Here is a 19,281-nt window from a genome sequence, read left to right on the forward strand (position 1 = left end):
TTACTTGTGCGAGGGTTGATCCTCGAAGATCATCCGCGGTGTGCGTCGAGGAACGCTTCGAGCCCCGCGAGGTCATCGGTGTTGAGGTGATCCACCCCGGCGGCCAGCAGCTCGCCCCAGACCGCTTCGCGCTGCGGCCCCGGCAGGTCGGGCGTGGCCCAGAAACGCACGCGCTGCCGGCGCGCGTGGGCGGCGGAGACGATGCCGCGCAGCTTCTCGCGCTCGGCGGGCGGTATGGGACCCACTCCCTGCCAGCTGAAGTTGAGGGACCAGTTGTCGCTGATCAGCGGGATGAGCGAGGCGGGCGCGGGCCCGCCGAGATCGGCGAGCCGCCCGTCGTAGAAGGCGTACCGCACCCGCTGCGCCTCCATCGGCCCGCGCGCTGCCCGGTCCCCGGAGACGACGGCGGTGACGGCGCCGCGGCGCACTTTCCCGTGGCTGTACGTCGTGAAGAGGCGCCGGTAGGGCCGCAGATGGCGGTGGAGCTCGGCGTACGTCGACGCGCCCTCGGTCTTGATGTCGATGAGCAGCTGGAAAGGGGTGCGGTGGTACCCCCGGTACACGGACCCGTGCTGGGCGCGCACCCGTTCGGCCAGGGGCTCCAGGTAGAGCGACTCCAGGGTGCGGCTGGGGTCGAGGTCCACCGGGTCGTGCGCGACGAGCAGTTGCCCGTCCACGAGGTAGATGTCGGCCTCGACGCTCCCGAAGCGGTGGTCGAGCGCGTCGAAGAGCGGCCGGGGGTGCTCGTAGTCGTTGTGGGCGTGGGCGCGGATCAGGGGCCGCGGGTGGTGCCCGCCTCCGGTCGCGTACGCATGGGCGGGCATCGCGACGCCGCCGACGAGGGCGGCTCCGAAGGTCGTGAGGGCTCTGCGACGGGTGGTGAGGGCCATGTCTGCCTCCCGGGGGCGAGTGGGATACGGGGCGTCGCCGTACGACGACGGGCGGAACCACAGTGAGTATGGGGTCCCGCCCGGCCCAGGAAACCCCGCCTGTCCGGGAGTTGGCGCTATCGACGCCGTGCGTTCACGGCCGGGCCGCGGGGCCGAGACGTCAGCCGGGACGCCGGGCCGTCAGCTCGTCCCAGTGCGTCGTGCGGTCGCACCACCGTTCCAGGAGTACGCGGTCGTGGCCGACGGCGAGGAGGCCCGCGTCGTGTTCGGTGCGGTACTCCTCCACGACGTGGACGAGCGCCGCCGTCGTGGAGGCGTCGAGCATCGCCGTCATCTCGTCGCAGATCAGCCAGCGGGGGCGGAGCACCAGGGCGCGGGCCAGGCAGGCCCGTTGCAGCTGGCCGTCGCTGACCTCGTGCGGGCGGCGGTCCAGGAGGTCCGTGCCGAGGCCGACCCGGGCGGCCAGCTCCGGGACCGCGGCGGCCGCTTCGGTGCCGCGGCCCACGGCGCGCAGGGGTTCGGCGATCAGGGCGGTGAGGGTCAGGCGGGGGTCGGCGGAGAGCCGCGGCTGCTGGAAGACGACGCCGAAGGCGGTGCGCAGTTCGCGGGGTGCGCGGTGGCGCCAGCCGCGGGCGGTCTCGCCGTCGACGACGACCTGTCCGGCGTCGGGGCGGTGCAGGAGCGCGGCGACCCTGGCCAGGGTGGACTTGCCGCAGCCGCTGGGGCCGAGGAGGCCGACGGACTCGCCGGGCGCGAGGGTGAGGCTCACGTCGCGGACGACGGGGGCGCGGCGGTCGTAGCCGGCGGTGATGGAGCGCAGTTCAAGCACGGGGTGCCTCCAGCACGTCCGCGTGGGGGTGGTGGCAGGCGGCGCCGTCGGTGAGTGCGGGCAGCGCGCCGCACGCGTCGTCGGCCCGGTCGCAGCGCGCCGCGAACGCGCACCCCGCGGGGAGCGCGGAGAGTTCGGGCGGCATGCCGGGGACGGGGGTGAAGGCGCGCTCGGGCAGGGCGTTCAGGAGGCCGCGGGCGTAGGGGTGGCGGGGGCCCGGGGTCCCGAAGAACGCGTCGGCGTCGGTGAGTTCGACGACGCGGCTCGCGTACATCACGGCGACCCGGTCGGCGATGCGCTCGGCGGCGGCGAGGTCGTGGGTGATGAGGAGCAGCGCGCGGTCGTCGCCGACGTGCCGGCGCAGTTCGTCGACGGTGCGGTCGACCAGGTCGCGGTCGAGGCCGGTGGTGGGTTCGTCGGCGAGGAGGAGGGGTGCGTCGCCGATGAGGGCGAGCGCGGTGGCGGCGCGCTGGGCGAGGCCGCCGGAGAGTTCGTGCGGGTAGCGGTCGAGGTGGCCGAGGGGGAACGCGGCGCGTTCGGCGGCCGCTTCGGCGGCGGCCCCGAGCTGCGGCTTCCGTACGCCCGCGAGCTCGCGGAGGGTCTCCTCCAGCTGGGAGCGGACGGTGCGGACGGGCGTCAGGTGGGCGGCGGGGCTCTGCGGTACGAGGCCGACGCGGCGCCCGCGCACGGTGCGGGCCAGCGTGCGCTCGTCGGCGGTGAGCAGGTCGACGGGGGCCTGGCCGTCGGAGCCCGCGATCAGCGCGGATCCGACGGTCTGCGCGTTCTCCGGGAGCAGGCCGAGGAGCGCGGAGGCGAGCACGGACTTGCCGCAGCCGCTCTCGCCGACCAGGGCGAGGCACTCCCCCGCCGCGAGGTCGAAGGTGGCGTCGGTGACGGCGGAGACGTGCGTGCCGCCGCGCATGCGGAAGCGTACGGAGAGACCGCGCACGGAGAGGACGGGGTCCGTCACAGCATGAGCTCCGATCGGCGCCGGGGGTTGATCCGTTCCCGCCAGGCGCCCGCGAGGCCCGCGATCGCCAGGGTGGGCACGATGATGAACAGGCCGGGGAACAGCGTCGGCCACCAGTCGCCCGCGAGGAGCGAGCCGCGGGCGCTCTGCACGAGCGTGCCGAGGCTGGCCTGGTGGGAGGGGAGTCCGAGGCCGAGGAAGGACAGCGCGGACTCGTGCCAGATGGCGTGCGGCACCATCAGGACGGCGGCGAGTCCGGCCTGCGGCAGGACGCCGGGCAGCAGGTGCCGCACGGCGACGCGCAGGCGTGAGGCGCCGCCGGAGATCGCCGCGTCGACGTAGGGCCGCGAGCGCAGCGACAGGACCTCGGCGCGCACGATGCGGGCGGTGGACAGCCAGTGGGTGAGCGCCACGGACACGACGACCGGCCAGACGCCGGGCCGGAACATGGCGACGATGAAGATGCCGAGCAGCAGGTGCGGCACGGACGCGAAGACGTCGACGAGCCGCATGACGAGCCGGTCGACCCAGCCGCCGGAGGCAGCCGCGAGCGCGCCCACCGCCGTGCCGATGACGGTGGCGACGACGGCGGCGACGACACCCACGAGGAGCGAGACGCGGAGCCCGTACACGCAGCGCAGCAGCAGATCGCGGCCGACGTCGTCGGTGCCGAAGGGGTGCGACAGCGACGGCGGCCGCAGCTTCGACGCGAGGTCGACGGCCTGCTCGTCGAGTTGGACGAGCGGCGGCACGAGAAGGACGGCGAGGACGACCGCCGCGACCAGCACCGCGGAGGTGCGCACCCGCCACGCGCGCGTGGAGCGGCGCACACCACCCCGGTCGCGCCACACGACGTCACGCTTCTGAGCCACATCAGCCACATCAGCCATCTCAGCCATCGAATCCCACCCTCGGATCGGCGAGGCCGTACAGGATGTCGGCCACGAGGTTGCCCAGCAGGACCGCGGCCGTGGCGAGCGCGGTCAGCGCGGCGAGCAGCGGGAAGTCCACGGAGGTCGCGGCCTGCACGGTGGCCGCGGCGATGCCGGGCCAGCTGAAGACGGTCTCCACCAGGAGCGCTCCGGTGATCAGTTCGGGCACGCGCGAGCCGATGAGCGTGAGGACGGGCAGCATGCCGGAGCGCAGCGCGTGGCCGAGGAGCACGGTCCGTTCGGCGAGGCCACGCGCGCGTGCCCCGCGCACGGGGTCGTCGCCCAGGGCGTCGCCGACCCCCTGACGCACGTACAGGACGAACCACGGCAACTGCGAGATCGCGAGCACGGCGGCGGGCAGCACCAGGTGGCTCGCGACCTGTCCCGCCGTCACGGTCGAGCTGGCCGTGTCGGTGAGTCCGCCGGAGGGCAGGACGCCGAGCTTCAGCGCGAAGAACCAGACGGCGAGGAGGCCGAGCCAGAAGGGCGGCGCCGCTTCGAGGGTGTACGCGAGGGACGTCACGGCGCGGTCGAGCCAGCCGCCGGGCCTGCGGGCGGCGAGGACGCCGAGCGCGGTGCCGAGGAGGATGGCGACGACGAACGCGGTCGCGGCGAGCAGCACGGACCAGCCGATGCGTTCGCCGATGGCGTCCGCGACGGGCTGCCTGAGGGTGCTCGAGTCGCCGAGGTCGCCGGTGAGGGCCGAGGTCAGCCAGTCCCACCAGCGGGCGGTCAGCGGCCGGTCCACGCCGAGATTGGCGCGCAGCTGGTCGAGGTTCTCCTGCGAGGCGGTGAGTCCCGCCGTGCCCGCGTACGCCTTGACGGGGTCGAAGGGCGACGCGGCGGCGATGGCGAAGACGCCGAAGGTGACGAGCAGCAGCACGGGTACGGCGAACAGGGCCCGCCGCCCCACGAGCCGCGCCATGGGGCCCCAGGGGAGGCGACGGCGCGTCGCCTCCCCCGCGGCCTTCGATATCGCCGGTGTCACTTCTTCGGCTGCCAGTCCTCGACGTTCCACCAGGGGCCGGAGGCCAGGCCGTGGTCGTGCGGCTCGACCTGGGTGCTCAGGTCGCCGAACTTCTTGTCGACGACGTAGAGGTGGTCGATGTGCGTGAGGAACGTGTAGCCGGGGTTCTTCACCAGCTCGCGCTGGATCGTGTCGTACGCGGCCTGGCGCTTGGCGTGGTCACCGCTCTTGCGGGCGTCCTCCAGGGCCTTGTCGACCTTGGGGTTGTCGTAGTGCGCCATGTTGTTGAAGCCGTCGCCGGCGAGGGAGGACTTCAGGAGCGTGTACTGGTCGAAGTCGGGGTCGGCCGGGGAGCCGCCGCCGGCGAGGACCGCGTCCTTGGGCATGCGGGGCTCGATGACCTCCCACGTGCCGGACTGCACCTCGACCTTGATGCCGAGCTTCTTGGCGTCGGAGGCGTAGGCGAGGGCGTGGTCCTGGCGGAGCTTGTCCCCGGAGAGGTACCAGAGCGGGAACGTCGCCCGGACGCCGTCCTTCTCGCGGATGCCGTCCTTGCCGGGCTTCCATCCGGCGTCGTCGAGGATCTTCTTCGCCTTGTCGGCGTCGAACTCGCGCTCGGTGCCCTTGGTGAACCAGGGGCTGTCGGTCGGGACGGGCCCGTAGGCCTCCTTGCCCTCGCCGTACAGGATCGAGTCGACCATGGCCTTGCGGTCCACGCCGGTGTCGAGGGCGCGGCGGATGTCGGTGTCGCCCGCGACCTTGTTGCCGGTGGGCAGGGTCACCACGCGGTAGTCGAAGGTCTTGGCGGCGTAGGTGTTCTTGCCGCTGTCGCTCTTGTACTTCTTGGCGAGGTTGGGCGGCAGGATCGCGCCGTCGAGCTCACCGGCGTCGAGCCGGGTGGCGCGGATGTCGTCGTCCTTGATGATCGCCATGGTGAAGTTCTCGACCTTCGGCGCGCCGCCCCAGTAGTCGGGGTTGGCCTTGAAGGTCAGCTTCTCGCCCTTGGACCACTTGACCAGCTTGTACGGTCCCGTGCCGACCGGCTTGGTGGTGAAGGTGCCGGTGTTCACGTCCTGCTTGCCCGCGACGTGCTCGGGGGCGATCGGCAGGACGGTGCGCTCGGCGAACGGCGCGTAGGGGTACTTGAGGTGGAAGACGACGGTGTCGTCGCCCTTGGCCTCGACGCTCTTGACGGCGTCCAGCTCGGTCTTCGACGCGTTGTTCGTCTTCTTGTCGAGGATCGTCTCGTACGTGAAGACGACGTCCTTCGACGAGAAGGGCTTGCCGTCGCTGAACTTGACGCCCTTGCGGAGCTTGTACGTGTAGGTCTTGCCGTCGTCGGCGACCTTGGGCAGCTCGGCCGCGAGGGCGGGCTTGAGTTTCATGTCGGCGTCGTGCGTGAGCAGCCCGTCGAAGATCTTCGAGTTGCCGTCCTTGCCGTAGCCGAGGAGCGGGCTGAGGGTCTCCGGTTCGTAGGCGATGCCGACGACCGCGGAGTTCTTCGCGTCGCCGCCGCCGTCGCCGGGCGCCGAGCACGCGGAGGCGGCGACCGCTATCGCGGCCGCCGTCGCCGTCGCGCCTGCGCCCCGTATCGATCGGGCCCTCATGCTCCACACCCCTACTGAAGATCAACCGTTGTTGCGAACGGGTCGCAATTATGCCTTATGTAATAGCGACGTAAAACGCGCAGCCCGCACCTGGTGGGTGCGGGCTGCATGGATATGCGGGGGTGGGGCGTCGACGGGGTCTCAGGGTGCCTGGAGGTCGACCAGGTCCGCCAGCGCATCGCGGTGCCTGCCCGCCGTGCCGTAGGCGATCGAGTCCGCTTTGGCGCGCTTCAGGTACAGGTGGACGGGGTGCTCCCAGGTCATGCCGATGCCGCCGTGCAGCTGGAGCGCCTCCTCGGCGGCGTGCACCGCCACGGGTGCGGCGTAGGCCTGGGCGAGGGCGGCCGCCACGTCCGCGTCGGCGCTGTCCGTGGCGAGCGCGTCGGCGGCGTTGCGCGCGGCGGCGCGGGTGTTCACGACCTCGAGCCACAGTTCGGCGAGCCGGTGCTTGAGCGCCTGGAAGGAGCCCACGGGCCGGTTGAACTGGTGTCGCTCCTTCGTGTACCTGACGGTCTCGGTGAGGCACCACTCGGCGATCCCGAGCTGTTCGGAGGCCAGCAGCGCGGCACCGGTCCGCAGACCACGCCGTACCGCCGCGCCCGCGTCCGGCGTCAACTCACGCGCCGCGGCACCCTCGAAGGTCACCGCGGCGAGCGGCCGGGTCAGGTCGAGGGAGGTCCGCGGGGTGACGGTGACGCCGTCCTGCGCCGTGTGCACGGCGTAGAGCGCGCCGTCGTCGGCGGGGACGAGCAGGACGTCGGCGCCGGCCGCGTCCGCGATGCCGGTCAACTGGCCGTGCAGCGCGCCCGCTTCATGACGTACGCCCGGGAAGGGAGCGCCCGGGGCGGCCGCGAGGCCCACCGCGAGCGCGCCAACGGTGCGCCCGGCGGCGAGCGCGCTCACCCACTCGGTCGCCTCGCTTCCCCCGCACGCGAGCAGCGTCTCCGTGGCCACGACGGCGCTGCTGAGGTAGGGCACGGGCGCGACCGCGCGGCCCAGCTCCTCCAGGACGACGGCCGCTTCGCGGTGCGAGGCGCCCTGACCGCCCAGGTCCTCGGGGACGAGGAGCCCGGCGAGGCCCATGCCGTCGGTGAGCGCCTTCCACAGTTCACGGTCGTGCGGTCCGTCGGCGGCCGGCGCTTCGGCGCGGGCGAGGACGCTGGCGGCGTCGCACCGGTCGGCGAGCAGGTCCCGCACGGCGCGGCGCAGCGCCTCTTCCTCTTCGGAGTACAGCAGGTCGCTCATCGCGCGAGGTCCTTCCAGGCGACGTCCTTGTCGGTGCGCGGCTCGGCGGGCAGGCCGAGGACGCGCTCGGCGACGATGTTCAGCAGGACCTCGCTGGTCCCGCCCTCGATGCTGTTGCCCTTGGAGCGCAGGTAGCGGTAGCCCGCCTCGCGGCCCACGAAGTCGACCAGCTCGGGCCTGCGCATCGTCCAGTCGTCGTACGACAGCCCTTCCTCGCCGAGGAGTTCCACCTCAAGGCCGCTGATCTCCTGGTTGAGGCGGGCGAAGCCCAGCTTCATGCCGGAGCCCTCGGGGCCCGGCTGCCCCGCGACGAGCTGCTGGCGCAGCCGCTCGCCGGTCAGCCGGGCGACCTCCGCGTCGACCCACAGCTTCAGGAGCCGCTGGTGCAGGTCGTGGGTGCGCAGGTCGCGGCGGTCGCGCCAGGCCTTGGCGACGGGGCCGATCATGCCGCCCTCGCGCGGGATGCGCATGCCGCCGATGGAGACGCGCTCGTTCATGAGGGTGGTCTGGGCGACCTTCCAGCCGTCGCCGACCTCGCCGAGCCGGTGCGCGTCGGGGATGCGCACGTCGGTCAGGAACACCTCGTTGAACTCGGCCTCGCCGGTGATCTGGCGCAGCGGCCGCACCTCGACGCCGGGGTCGGTCATGTCGCACACGAAGTACGTGATGCCGCGGTGCTTGGGCAGGTCCGGGTCGGTGCGGGCGATGAGGATGGCCCAGCGCGCGGTGTGGGCGCTGGACGTCCACACCTTCTGGCCGTTCACCACCCAGTCGCCGGTCTCCGCGTCGCGGACGGCGCGCGTGCCGAGCGCCGCGAGGTCGGAGCCCGCGCCCGGCTCGCTGAAGAGCTGGCACCACACCTCCTCGCCGGTCCACAGCGGGCGCAGGAAGCGCCGCTTCTGCTCATCGGTGCCGAAGCCGAGGACGGTCGGAGCGGCCATGCCGAGGCCGATGCCGATGCGGCGCGGGTCGTTGTCGGGCGCGCCCGCGGCCTCCAGTTCGGCGTCGACGACGGCCTGGAGGGAGCGCGGCGCCCCGAGACCGCCGAGGCCCTCGGGGTAGTGCACCCAGGCGAGCCCGGCGTCGAAGCGGGCCTTGAGGAAGTCGGCGCGGTCCGTCGTGGCGGGCGGGTGCGCCGCGAGCAACGCGCGGGTACGGGTGCGCAGTTCAGCGGCGTCGATCACGCGGCACCTCCGTGCGGCAGGACGACCACGCGGCCGGTGGTGACGCCGTCGGCGACGCGCTGCACGGCGGAGGCGCCGTCGGCCATCGGCACGCGCTCGCTCACCAGCGGCTTGATGGCGCCCTTGGCGGCGAGCTCGGTGAGCTCGTCGTGGCAGCGCAGGATGGAGCGCGGGTCCTTGGTCTTGTAGAGGCCCCAGTGCAGGCCCAGGATCGAGTAGTTCTTCACGAGGGCGTGGTTGAGCGCGGGGGTGGGGATGGTGCCGCTCGCGAAGCCGATGACGACGATGCGTCCCTCGAAGGCCACGCACTTCGCGGACTTGGTGTAGGCGTCACCGCCCACGGGGTCGTAGATCACGTCGGCGCCGCGTCCGCCCGTCGCTTCCTTGACGGCGCCGATCACGTCGTCCGAGCGCCGGTCGAGGACGAGGTCGCAGCCGAGCTCGCGGGCGACCCGTACCTTCTCCTCGCCGCCGACGACGCCGATGACCTTGGCGCCCGCGGCCTTGCCGAGCTGCACCGCGGCGCTGCCCACGCCACCGGCGGCCGCGTGCACGAGGAGCGTCTCGCCCTCCTTCAGATGCGCGCGGCGGTGCAGGGCGAACCACCCTGTCTGGTAGCCGATGTGGAGCGCGGCGGCCTCCGCGTCGTCGAGCGCGTCGGGGGCGGGCAGCAGCCCGGCGGCGTCGGCGACGGCGTACTCGGCGAGGCCTCCGTACGGCAGCACGGAGTTGGCGATCACGCGCCGCCCGTCCTCCGTCTCACCGCAGATCTCCACGCCGGGCGTGAACGGCAGCGGCGGCCTGACCTGGTACTGACCCCGGCAGAGCAGCGCGTCCGGGAAGTTGATGTTCGCGGCGCGGACCTTCAGCAGCACCTGCCCCTCTTCGAGCGGAGGGCGTTCCACCTCGGCGAGGCGCATCACCTCGCCCGGCTCGCCGTTCTCGTGCACTTGCCATGCCTGCATGCGGGGCCTCCACGGGGCTGTCGTAGACCGTGCTCGACCGCATACTAAGCGGTCGCTTGCACTCAAGGGAACAGCCCTGGACACCCTCCGCGCCTACCTCACCCGGCCTCGCCCTTGCGCGTGGGCCGGGCCCGTACATGCATGCGCTCCCCCTGCGGCCCGAACAGGCTGATGAACTCCGCGCCGCCCTCGCTCGTCGCCCCGAACCAGTGCGGGACCCGGGTGTCGAACTCCGCGGCCTCCCCCGGCCCGAGCACCACGTCGTGGTCGCCGAGGATCAGGCGCAGCCTGCCCGAGAGCACGTACAGCCACTCGTACCCCTCGTGCGTCTGCGGGTCCGGGGCGGGCGAGGTGCGCGCGGGCTCGACGACCTTGTACGCCTGGAGGCCGCCGGGCTGGCGGGTCAGCGGCAGCATGGTGCGCCCGTGCCGGACGATCGGCTTGGCCCGCACGCGCGGGTCGCCGACCGGCGGGGCGCCGACCAGCTCGTCCAGCGGGACCTGGTGGGCGCGGGCGATCGGCAGGAGCAGTTCGAGGCTGGGCTTGCGGTGTCCGGACTCCAGGCGGGACAGGGTGCTCACGGAGATGCCGGTGGCAGCGGAGAGTCCGGCGAGGGTGGCGCCGCGCTCCTTTCGGATGCGGCGGAGCCGGGGCCCCACCTCGGTGAGGACCTGATCCATGGCTTCCGGTTCCGCGCCGTCGCCGCCTTGCCGACCGGGCCCTGCGTGCTTCTCGCTCATGCCGACCATCATGCCAGTTCTTGCGGTATCGGCAAGCTCACTTGTTGATTCGGCATCGTCGGGCGCATGGTGCGAGTGGAGGTGGTCACGATGACCGAGAACGCTCAGGACAGCGACAACGCTCAGGACAGGCGGAACGAGATGGGGAGCGGGCAGGTGTACGACGTGGTGGTGGTCGGCGGAGGGACCGCGGGGCTGAGCGCCGGCCTCGTGCTCGGCCGCTCCCGCCGGCGGGTCCTCGTGGTCGACGCGGGCGAGCCGCGCAACGCGCCCGCCGCGCACATGCAGGGCTACCTGTCGCGGGACGGCATGCCGCCCGCCGAATTCCTCGCCGAAGGACGACGGGAGCTTGAGCGGTACGGGGTGGAGGTCGTGCGCGACCGCGTGTCGGCCGTGCGGCCGGACGGCACCGGAGAGTTCGGGGTCGGGCTGGCGGACGGCGGGCAGGTGCACGCGCGCCGGGTCGTCATGGCGACGGGCCTCGTGGACGAACTCCCCGACGTGCCGGGCGTCGCCGAGCGCTGGGGCCGTGACGTGCTGCACTGCCCGTACTGCCACGGCTGGGAGGTGCGGGACGAGCCCTTCGGCGTCCTCGCATCCGAACCCTTCAACAGTCACCAGGCGCTCCTTGTGACCCAGTGGTCCAAGGACGTGACCCTGTTCCTGCACACCGTGCGGGACCTGCCGGACGAGGAGTGGGAGAGGCTGGCCGCCGCCGGGGTACAGGTCGTGGAGGGCGAGGTCGCGGGCCTCGCGGTCGAGGACGACCGGCTGGCGGGCGTGCGGCTCGCCGACGGCCGGGTCTTCCCCCGCTCGGTGCTGTTCGTCGCCGCGAAGCCGGTCGCCCGGGGCGGTCTCCTGGCCGACCTCGGCGCCAAGCACAAGGACACCCCGTTCGGCCCGTACCCGCAGGTGGACGAGGTCGGCCGCACCAGCGTTCCCGGCGTCTGGGCGGTGGGCAACGCGGCGAGCCCCATGGAGCAGGTGATCAACGCGGCGAGCGCCGGCTACCGGGCCGGTGTGACCATCAACGCCGAGCTCGTCATGGCCGACCTCGACGTGGAGGTGGCCCGGCGCCGGGCGGGCGTCTTCTCGCCCCGCGCGGAGGCGGAGGTGGCCCGCGTGTCGGCCGGCGCCCGCACCCACGAGCTCACCGCGGGCTAGGGCTCTCCGTGTCCAGCAGGATCCACTGGTCGTCCGGCGCGTGCGCGGCCACGGAGGCGGGGACGGGCCGCGACTCCTCGCGCCAGTCGGACCCCACGGCGGCCGTCGCGACCCCGCGCCAGAACCGGGCGGCGCCCGCGTTGGCGGGCTGGAACGCGATCGCCCAGGCACCCGGCCGGGAGCGCAGCAGCTGAAGCGCCGCCTCCCGGCCGACACCGCGTCTGCGCAGCGCCCGTACGACGAAGAACGCGGAGATCGAGGTCGCACCCTCGGGCATCGGGCGGGTCAGCACGAAACCGGCGGGCGCCGACCCGTACTGGATGAGCAGGGCCGACCGCCCCGGCTCGTCGAAGAACAGCGGCAGCCTGCCGAACTCGAACGTCCCGTCGGGCGAGGGAAGGTACCCGAGGAACTCCGACATGTCGTGCCGGTAGAGCTGAGCCAACCGCTCGACCACGGGCCGGAGTTGGGCATCGGCCGGGCGGAGAACGGTTCGTACGGGTTCGTCGGCGCAGGTCATCCGGGGATTCTCGCACCGCACACGAAGTGCGCACCTGTCAGGGCGCGTTCGTGAAGGATCGGCGGTACGAGCGCGGCGGCACGCCCCGGCGGCGTACGAACTGTTCACGCAGGACGGCGGCGCTTCCGTAGCCCACGCGGCGTGCGATCTCCTCGACCGGCAGGTCCGTGGTCTCCAGGAGTTCCTCCGCGCTGCTCAGGCGCAGGCTCCGCAGCCAGGCGTGCGGCGTGGTGCCGGTCGCGGCGGTGAAGCGGCGGGCGAAGGAGCGTGGGCTCATGACGGCCCGCCGGGCCAGTTCCGCGACGGGCAGCGGCTCGTGCAGGTTCTCGCGGGCCCAGGCGAGCACGTCGGACAGCCGGTCGTCATGGCAGTCCTCGGGAACGGGGGCGGCCAGATACTGCGCCTGGCCTCCGTCGCGGTGCGAGGGCAGGACGACGTCACGGGCGACAATGTTGGCCAGCGCGGCGCCGTGTTCCCTGCGCAGCAGATGCAGGCAGAGGTCGAAGCCCGCCGCGGCGCCCGCGCCGGTGATGACGCGCCCTTCGTCGATGTAGAGGGCGTCGGGTTCGACGGTGACGTCCGGGTGGCGCTGTGCGAGCAGGTCCGCGAACCGCCAGTGTGTGGTGGCCCGTCGGCCGTCGAGCAGCCCCGCGGCGGCGAGTGCGAAGGCGCCGACGCAGTGGGCGGCGACGAGCGCGCCGCGCTCGTGTGCCGCCGCCAGCGCGTCGAGAACGGGGGGCGCGGGCGGCGTACGGAAGTCGGCCCAGGGCAGGGCGATCACGAGGTCGGCGGTGGCGAGGCGGTCCAGGCCGTGCGTGAGGGCGAGCGGTACGCCGAGGTCGGTGGGGACCGGGCCCGGCCGGTCGGTGCAGAGGACGAAGTCGAAGCCGGGCGCGGCCTCACCGTGCGGCCCGAAGACCTCGGTGACGATGCCGACGGCGAGCATGCCGACGCCGGGCGGGGTGTAGGCGGCGACGGTCCTGAAAGGGGCCGAGGGAGGTGCGGGCGGCGAGGTGGACACGGGCGCAGTCTGGCACGGCTGGCAGTAATCCTGCGATCAGCGGCAGGCGTGCCACTCGTTTCCGGGTCCGCCGCCCGGAAGGATCACGGTCATGACCACCGCACCGCTCGGCCGCAGCGCCGCATACACGATCCTGACCACCGGTTACGTCGGCTCCACCGGCCCCGGAGTCGCCGCCACCGTCTCCTACATAGCCGACGGCGACCGCCATGTGATCTTCGACCCGGGCATGGTCCCGAACCGCGACAGCATCCTCGCCCCGCTCGCGGCGGCGGGCCTCGGCCCCGACGACATCACCGACGTGGTGCTCAGCCACCACCACCCGGACAACACCATGAACGTGGGCCTCTTCGGGCGGGCCAGAGTGCACGACCACAAGGTGGAGTACCGCGGCGACCAGTGGCACAACCGGGACGCGGAGGGGTACGAACTCACGCCGTCACTAAGGCTGATCAGGACTCCGGGCCACAGCACGGAGGACATCACACTGCTCGCGGGCACGGAGACGGGCGTGGTCGCCTTCGCGGGCGACCTGTGGTGGCACGCGAACGGCCCGGCGGAGGACCCGGTGGCCCCCGACCGCGCGGTACTGCGCGCCTCCCGGCTGCGGGTGATCGGCGTCGCGGACCTGGTCGTGCCGGGTCACGGCGCGCCGTTCCGGCCGGACGGGACTACGCCTCGCTAGGGTCTGTGCCCCGCGGGCCCGACCCCTCCCCCTAGCCCAACCAGGTCACATCTGCGCCCAACCCTCCCCCCGTCGGTGCGTCCCCGCGGCCGGTGCGGGCCGGTCGGACGATGTTGGTGCCGGTGTGCGTGCCGGTTCCGACTTCGGCACCGGACAGGGACCAGAGCGAGGGAGCACACGATGCCGGAACTGTTCGTCGACGGGGAGTGGACGGGGGCCGCCGGAGGGGCGCGGCGGGACGTGATCAATCCGTTCGACGCGTCCGTCGTCCAGCAGGTCGACGACGCGGGGGAGGCGGACGTCGACCTCGCCGTGCGGGCCGCGCGGCGCGCCTTCGACCGCGGCGACTGGTCGTCGGCGCCCACCCGGGAGCGGGCCGACGTCCTCCTCAAGGTGTCTCGGTTCCTGCTGCGGGACCAGGAGGAGATCGCCCACGTCGAGTCCCTCGACACGGGCAAGACGCTCGCCGAGGCCCGCATCGACGTCGAGGACGTCTCGAACGCGTTCCGCTACTTCGCCGAGATCGCGGACAAGGACGGGGGCCGCGTCGTGGACGTCGGCCCGGACGTGCTCAGCCGGGTCACGTACCACCCCATCGGGGTCTGCGCGCTCATCGCGCCGTGGAACTACCCGCTGCTCCAGGCCTCCTGGAAGGTCGCCCCCGCCCTGGTCGCGGGCAACACCTTCGTCCTCAAGCCCAGTGAGATCACACCGCTCTCCACCATCCACATGATCAAGCTGATCGCCGAGGCGGGCGCTCCCGCCGGAGTCGCGAACCTCGTGCTCGGGCCGGGCGGCACCGTCGGCGCGGCCATGTCCTCGCACCCCCAGGTGGACCTGGTCTCCTTCACCGGCGGTCTGGCCACCGGACGCCGCATCATGGAGGCGTGCGCGCCGGGCGTGAAGAACCTCGCCCTGGAGCTCGGCGGCAAGAACCCCAACGTGGTCTTCGCGGACTGCGACTTCGAGACGGCCGTCGACCACGCGCTGGAAGCATCGTTCCTGCACTCCGGGCAGGTCTGCTCGGCGGGCTCGCGGCTGCTCGTGGAGGACTCCCTGCACGACCGGTTCGTGGAGCGGCTCGCCGCCCGCGCGCAGGCCATCCGGCTCGGCAACGGGCTCGACCCGCGGACGGAGAGCGGTCCGCTGAGCTCGGCGGAGCACCGGGACAAGGTCGAGGGCTATCTGGAGGTCGCCCGGGAGGAGGGCGCCCGTCTGGTGTGCGGAGGCCGCAGGCCCGACGACCCCGAGCTGTCGCGCGGCTTCTTCCTGCTGCCCACGATCTACGCCGACTGCGACCGCTCGATGCGCATCGTGCAGGAGGAGGTCTTCGGCCCCGTCGTCACGGTGGAGCGCTTCCGCTCCGAGGAAGAGGCCGTGGAGCTGGCCAACGACACCCGCTACGGCCTTGCGGGCGGCATCTGGACGAACGACGCGAGCCGCGCCCAGCGGGTCGCCGCCCGGCTGCGGCACGGCACGGTCTGGATCAACGACTTCCACCCCTACGTCCCGCAGGCGGAGTGGGGCGGCTTCGGCATGTCCGGTTTCGGCCGGGAGCTCGGCCCGACGGGCCTGCGCGAGTACCAGGAGGCCAAGCACATCTACCAGAACCTCAGGCCGGGCCCCTCCGGCTGGTTCAAGGGCTGAACGTACTCAGAGCTCCACACGGACGAGCACACGGACGACAGGGAAGGCGGCGGCATGGCCGACGAGACGACGACTTACGACTACCTGATCATCGGTGGCGGTACGGCGGGCTCCGTACTGGCCGCCCGGCTGAGCGAGGACCCGGCGTCCCGGGTCTGCGTGGTGGAGGGCGGTCCCAGCGATGTCGGCGACGACCGGATCCTGAAGCTCCGCAACTGGATCAATCTGCTCGGCGGCGAGTTCGACTACGGCTACACCACCGAGGAGCAGCCGCGCGGTAACTCCCACATCCTGCACTCGCGGGCCCGTGTGCTCGGCGGCTGTTCCTCGCACAACACCCTGATCAGTTTCCTGCCGTTCCCGCAGGACCTCGACGAGTGGGTGGCGAGCGGCTGCGAAGGGTGGGGGCCCGAGACGATCCTGCCGTACCGGTCGCGGCTGCAGAACACGATCGTGCCCGTCGGCGCCGCCGACCGTAACCCGATCGCCCAGGACTTCGTGACGGCGGCGGCCGGCCGGCTCGGCGTGCCCGTCGTCGAGGACTTCAACGCCCGTCCGTTCACCGACGGCGCCGGTTTCTTCTCCCTCGCGTACGACCCGCAGACCAACAACCGCTCCTCCGCGTCGGTCGCGTATCTGCACCCCATCATGGACCGCCCGAACCTGACGCTCCGCCTGGAGACGTGGGCGTACCGGCTGCTGCGCGACGAGGAGGGCCGCTTCACCCGCGTGCAGGTCCGCAACCCCGACGGCTCGGTGTCGATCCTGGAGGCCGAGGCGGAGGTCCTGCTCTGCGCCGGCGCCATCGACACGCCCCGGCTCCTGATGCTCTCCGGGATCGGCCCCGCCGACCAGTTGCGCGACCTCGGCATCGAGGTCGGCGCGGATCTGCCGGGGGTCGGGGAGAACCTTCTCGACCACCCCGAGTCGGTGATGGTGTGGGAGACGGACGGGCCGCTGCCGCCCAACTCGGCCATGGACTCAGACGCCGGTCTCTTCCTGCGCCGCGACGCGGCGGGCGGGCCGCGCCCCGACCTGATGTTCCACTTCTACCAAGTGCCGTTCACCGTCAACACGGAACGCCTCGGTTACCCCGTTCCCGAGCACGGCGTCTGCATGACGCCGAACGTGCCGCGCGCCCGCTCCATCGGCCGCATGTGGCTGCGCAGCGCCGATCCGACCGTCAAACCCGCCCTGGACTTCCGGTACTTCACGGATCCGGAGGGGCACGACGAGCGCACGATCGTCGACGGTCTGCGCATCGCGCGCGAGGTCGCCGCCACCGCTCCGCTCAGCGACTGGCTGCTGCGCGAGGTCGCCCCGGGCCCGGACGTCCAGTCGGACGCCGACCTCTCGGAGTACGGGCGACGCGCCGCGCACACCGTCTACCACCCGGCGGGGACCTGCCGGATGGGCGCCGAGGACGACCCGATGGCCGTGGTCGACCCGCAGCTGCGGCTGCGCGGACACGACGGTCTGCGCATCGTGGACGCGTCCATCTTCCCGACCATGCCGTCCATCAACCCGATGGTCACGGTGCTCCTGGCGGCCGAACGCGCCGCGGACCTCATCATGGCCAGGCCCGCCCCCGGGTCCGCGGGCACGGAAGGGGCCCACCAGTGACCACCGCTCCAGGTACCCCGGACGGCACCGCGGACGCGGACGCCGCTCCCGGGGAGGCGAAGTCGGAGTTCCGCAAGGAGATGGGACCGTGGGCGAACTTCGCCCTCGGCTTCACCTACCTCTCCCCCGTCGTCAGCACGTACACCCTTTTCGGCACGGCCCTCGCCGACGGCGGCCCGCCGATGATCTGGGCGTTCGTCATGGCCGGGTGCGGACAGTTCCTCGTCGCGCTCGTCTTCGGCGAGGTCGTCGCGCAGTACCCGGTCGCGGGCGGCGTCTACCCGTGGGCGCGGCGGCTGTGGGGCGTGCGCTGGGCGTGGATGACCGGCTGGGTCTACATGTGGGCGCTGCTCGTCACCATCACCAGCGTCGCGTATGGCGCGGGCCCCTACATCGCGATCCTGCTGGGCTTCCGCCCGACCGTGCACACCACGGTGCTGTGCACGATCGCCCTGATCGTGATCTCCGTCCTCATCAACTACGCGGGCACGAAGGCCCTTTCGTGGGCGGCGCTCATCGGGTTCAGCGCGGAGCTGCTCGGCGCGCTCGTCGTCGGCATCATCCTGCTGACCACCCACCGCTTCCACGGTCTCGGCGTCCTCTTCGACGACTACGGCGCGGCCGGTGACAGCTCCTACCTGCCCGTCTTCCTCGGCGCCGCGATCATCGGCTTCTACCAGTACTACGGCTTCGAGGCCTGCGGCGACGTCGCCGAGGAGGTCAAGCACCCCGGCAAGGTCATCCCGAAGGCGATGCGCCGCACCATCTACGTGGGCGGGGCCGCGGCGACGTTCACCTGTCTGACGCTGCTCCTCGCGGTCGTCGACTACCGGGCCGTGATCTCGGGGAAGGACCCGGACCCGGTGGTCAGGGTTCTCTTCGACGCCCTGGGCGAGGCGGGCGCGCGGACGGTCATGGCCGTCGTCCTCATCTCCTTCCTGTCCTGCACGATCAGTCTGCAGGCCGCCGCCGGGCGGCTGATCTACTCGTACGCCCGCGACGAGATGATCATCGGCCACCGGCTGCTGCGGAAGTTCTCGGCGGCACGCGCGGTCCCCCCGTACGCGCTGCTCATCGCGGCGGTCGTGCCCGCGCTGATCGCCGTCGGTTCGCTCATCTCGGAGGACGCCCTGACGAAGATCGTGTCCTTCGCGATCCTCGGTATCTACGCGTCCTTCCAGATGGTCGTCCTCGCCGCGCTGCGGGCCCGCCTGAAGGGGTGGAAGCCGAGCGGTGAGTACCGGCTCGGGCGGTGGGGGCTGCTGGTCAACGTCGGGGCGCTGGCGTACGGCATCTTCGCCATCATCAACATCGCCTGGCCCCGCACGCCCGAAGCGCCCTGGTACGACAACTGGATCGTGCTGCTGAGCGGCGGCGTCGTGGTGGCCGCGGGCCTGGTGTACATGTTCACGACGCACCACTACGGACGCAGCGACGCCCCGTCGGACAACGCGGTGCCCGACGAGGCCGACACCGCGTGACCCCGTGACTGTCCCAAGTGGGCTATCGGAGGTGGGTGAGGAGCGCGTCGAGTGCCTTGGTGAGGGACTCGGCGTTGCCCGCGTCGAACCACGTGGTGCGGATGCGCTCGTTGCTTCCGCCGGGCGTCTCGTGGTCGCCCGCCAACTGCCGCGGTGAGCGCGTCTCGTCGCCGAGCGCCCGTCCGACGGCCTGGAAGAGGCCGCGGACGTACCGGTCCGCCTCCGCGGCGGGGATGCCCTGCCGTGCGGCCCAGTCGGTGAGGGTCGCCAGGTACGCGTAGTGGGCGCTGAGCGTGCCCGTCAGCGTGGAGAACACCGCGAAGTCCGCCTCGTCCGCGACCGGCAGCGCGCCGCCGAGCCCGTCGAAGAAGGCGTCGACGACCGGGTGGGACGGGAAGGTCACGGTGACGGACCGGCGCTCGCGCACGGCGGGCAGCGGGATGGCGCGCACCACGGGGGCGGCGGTGCCGAGCAGGTCGCGCACCTCGTCGACGCCGACGCCCGCCATGACGCTGAGCACGACCTTGTCATCGGCGACCCGGAGCCCGTCGAGGGCCTCCGTGCGGTCCTGCGGGCGGACGGCGAGGATCACCAGGTCGGCGCGGTCCGCGACCTCCTGGTTGTCCGCGCACACCCGGACGTCCGGATACCGGCCGGCCAGCTCGGCGGCCGTACGGGCCCCGCGTGGCGAGAGGTGGATATCCGGCGGTTCCCGGGTGCCGTCGCACAGGCCGTCCACCATGGCCCGGCCTATCTCGCCGACGCCGATGATCCCGATGCGGTTCACCACTGTTCTCCCCTGTCGTGTCGG

At 72.5% G+C, this 19,281-nt stretch carries 18 protein-coding genes; 5 read left to right on the forward strand and 13 right to left on the reverse strand.

Annotation, left to right across the window (positions count from 1 at the left end; all coding sequences use genetic code 11):
• Window positions 1-29: 29 nt before the first annotated feature.
• The 10 genes from DEJ49_RS02830 to DEJ49_RS02875 form a co-directional block, all read right to left on the reverse strand.
• Window positions 30-890 carry a phosphatidylinositol-specific phospholipase C/glycerophosphodiester phosphodiesterase family protein gene (locus DEJ49_RS02830; RefSeq protein ID WP_150182220.1) on the reverse strand — a complete coding sequence of 287 codons (861 nt, stop codon included), beginning with the start codon at window positions 888-890 and terminating at the stop codon, window positions 30-32.
• A gap of 160 nt (window positions 891-1,050) precedes the next feature.
• The gene (locus DEJ49_RS02835) at window positions 1,051-1,719 is read right to left on the reverse strand and encodes an ABC transporter ATP-binding protein (protein ID WP_150182221.1); all 669 of its coding nucleotides are present in this window, start codon (window positions 1,717-1,719) and stop codon (window positions 1,051-1,053) included.
• On the reverse strand, window positions 1,712-2,641 hold the full coding sequence (locus DEJ49_RS02840; protein ID WP_150188005.1) for an ABC transporter ATP-binding protein: 930 nt from the start codon (window positions 2,639-2,641) through the stop codon (window positions 1,712-1,714). The genes DEJ49_RS02835 and DEJ49_RS02840 overlap by 8 nt, the downstream gene beginning before the upstream one ends.
• Before the next feature lie 44 nt (window positions 2,642-2,685).
• On the reverse strand, window positions 2,686-3,579 hold the full coding sequence (locus tag DEJ49_RS02845; RefSeq protein WP_150188006.1) for an ABC transporter permease: 894 nt from the start codon (window positions 3,577-3,579) through the stop codon (window positions 2,686-2,688).
• A gap of 1 nt (window position 3,580) precedes the next feature.
• Window positions 3,581-4,546: an ABC transporter permease gene (locus DEJ49_RS02850; protein ID WP_150188007.1), complete on the reverse strand. Its 966-nt coding sequence runs from the start codon at window positions 4,544-4,546 to the stop codon at window positions 3,581-3,583.
• Window positions 4,547-4,605: 59 nt separating this feature from the next.
• Window positions 4,606-6,195: an ABC transporter substrate-binding protein gene (locus tag DEJ49_RS02855; protein ID WP_150182222.1), complete on the reverse strand. Its 1,590-nt coding sequence runs from the start codon at window positions 6,193-6,195 to the stop codon at window positions 4,606-4,608.
• Between the two features lie 141 nt (window positions 6,196-6,336).
• Window positions 6,337-7,440 (reverse strand): acyl-CoA dehydrogenase family protein, encoded by a 1,104-nt coding sequence (locus DEJ49_RS02860; protein WP_150182223.1) that lies wholly within the window; start codon window positions 7,438-7,440, stop codon window positions 6,337-6,339.
• Window positions 7,437-8,624 (reverse strand): acyl-CoA dehydrogenase family protein, encoded by a 1,188-nt coding sequence (locus tag DEJ49_RS02865; RefSeq protein ID WP_150182224.1) that lies wholly within the window; start codon window positions 8,622-8,624, stop codon window positions 7,437-7,439. The genes DEJ49_RS02860 and DEJ49_RS02865 overlap by 4 nt, the downstream gene beginning before the upstream one ends.
• Window positions 8,621-9,589, reverse strand: a complete 969-nt coding sequence (locus tag DEJ49_RS02870; RefSeq protein WP_150182225.1) for an NADPH:quinone oxidoreductase family protein — start codon at window positions 9,587-9,589, stop codon at window positions 8,621-8,623. The genes DEJ49_RS02865 and DEJ49_RS02870 overlap by 4 nt, the downstream gene beginning before the upstream one ends.
• Window positions 9,590-9,687: 98 nt before the next feature.
• Window positions 9,688-10,329: a cupin domain-containing protein gene (locus DEJ49_RS02875; protein WP_190329250.1), complete on the reverse strand. Its 642-nt coding sequence runs from the start codon at window positions 10,327-10,329 to the stop codon at window positions 9,688-9,690.
• 90 nt (window positions 10,330-10,419) lie between these two features.
• Here DEJ49_RS02875 and DEJ49_RS02880 point away from each other — a divergent pair, with 90 nt between their 5' ends.
• Entirely contained in the window at window positions 10,420-11,493 is a 1,074-nt protein-coding gene (locus DEJ49_RS02880; RefSeq protein WP_411757132.1) for an NAD(P)/FAD-dependent oxidoreductase, read from the forward strand.
• On the opposite strand, the gene DEJ49_RS02885 is transcribed toward DEJ49_RS02880, so the two are convergent.
• The gene (locus DEJ49_RS02885; RefSeq protein ID WP_150182226.1) at window positions 11,480-12,013 is read right to left on the reverse strand and encodes a GNAT family N-acetyltransferase; all 534 of its coding nucleotides are present in this window, start codon (window positions 12,011-12,013) and stop codon (window positions 11,480-11,482) included. The genes DEJ49_RS02880 and DEJ49_RS02885 overlap by 14 nt on opposite strands.
• A gap of 37 nt (window positions 12,014-12,050) precedes the next feature.
• Window positions 12,051-12,959 (reverse strand): GlxA family transcriptional regulator, encoded by a 909-nt coding sequence (locus DEJ49_RS02890; RefSeq protein WP_150188010.1) that lies wholly within the window; start codon window positions 12,957-12,959, stop codon window positions 12,051-12,053.
• Between the two features lie 166 nt (window positions 12,960-13,125).
• Here DEJ49_RS02890 and DEJ49_RS02895 point away from each other — a divergent pair, with 166 nt between their 5' ends.
• The 4 genes from DEJ49_RS02895 (at window position 13,126) to DEJ49_RS02910 (ending at window position 18,470) form a co-directional block, all read left to right on the forward strand.
• Complete coding sequence (locus DEJ49_RS02895; RefSeq protein WP_150182227.1) at window positions 13,126-13,719, forward strand: MBL fold metallo-hydrolase; 594 nt, start codon at window positions 13,126-13,128, stop codon at window positions 13,717-13,719.
• A 180-nt stretch (window positions 13,720-13,899) separates the two neighbouring features.
• On the forward strand, window positions 13,900-15,366 hold the full coding sequence (locus DEJ49_RS02900) for an aldehyde dehydrogenase family protein (RefSeq protein ID WP_150182228.1): 1,467 nt from the start codon (window positions 13,900-13,902) through the stop codon (window positions 15,364-15,366).
• A 54-nt stretch (window positions 15,367-15,420) separates the two neighbouring features.
• Window positions 15,421-16,989, forward strand: coding sequence for a GMC family oxidoreductase (locus DEJ49_RS02905; protein ID WP_150182229.1), 1,569 nt, complete (start codon window positions 15,421-15,423; stop codon window positions 16,987-16,989).
• A complete protein-coding gene (locus DEJ49_RS02910) occupies window positions 16,986-18,470 on the forward strand; it encodes an APC family permease (protein ID WP_223832697.1) in 1,485 nt (494 codons plus the stop codon). The genes DEJ49_RS02905 and DEJ49_RS02910 overlap by 4 nt, the downstream gene beginning before the upstream one ends.
• A 22-nt stretch (window positions 18,471-18,492) precedes the next feature.
• Here the strand turns inward: DEJ49_RS02910 and DEJ49_RS02915 are convergent, their stop codons facing one another.
• A complete protein-coding gene (locus tag DEJ49_RS02915; protein WP_150182230.1) occupies window positions 18,493-19,257 on the reverse strand; it encodes an NAD(P)-binding domain-containing protein in 765 nt (254 codons plus the stop codon).
• Window positions 19,258-19,281: the final 24 nt, after the last annotated feature.

Source organism: Streptomyces venezuelae, assembly GCF_008642335.1.
Lineage (GTDB): Bacteria > Actinomycetota > Actinomycetes > Streptomycetales > Streptomycetaceae > Streptomyces > Streptomyces venezuelae_F.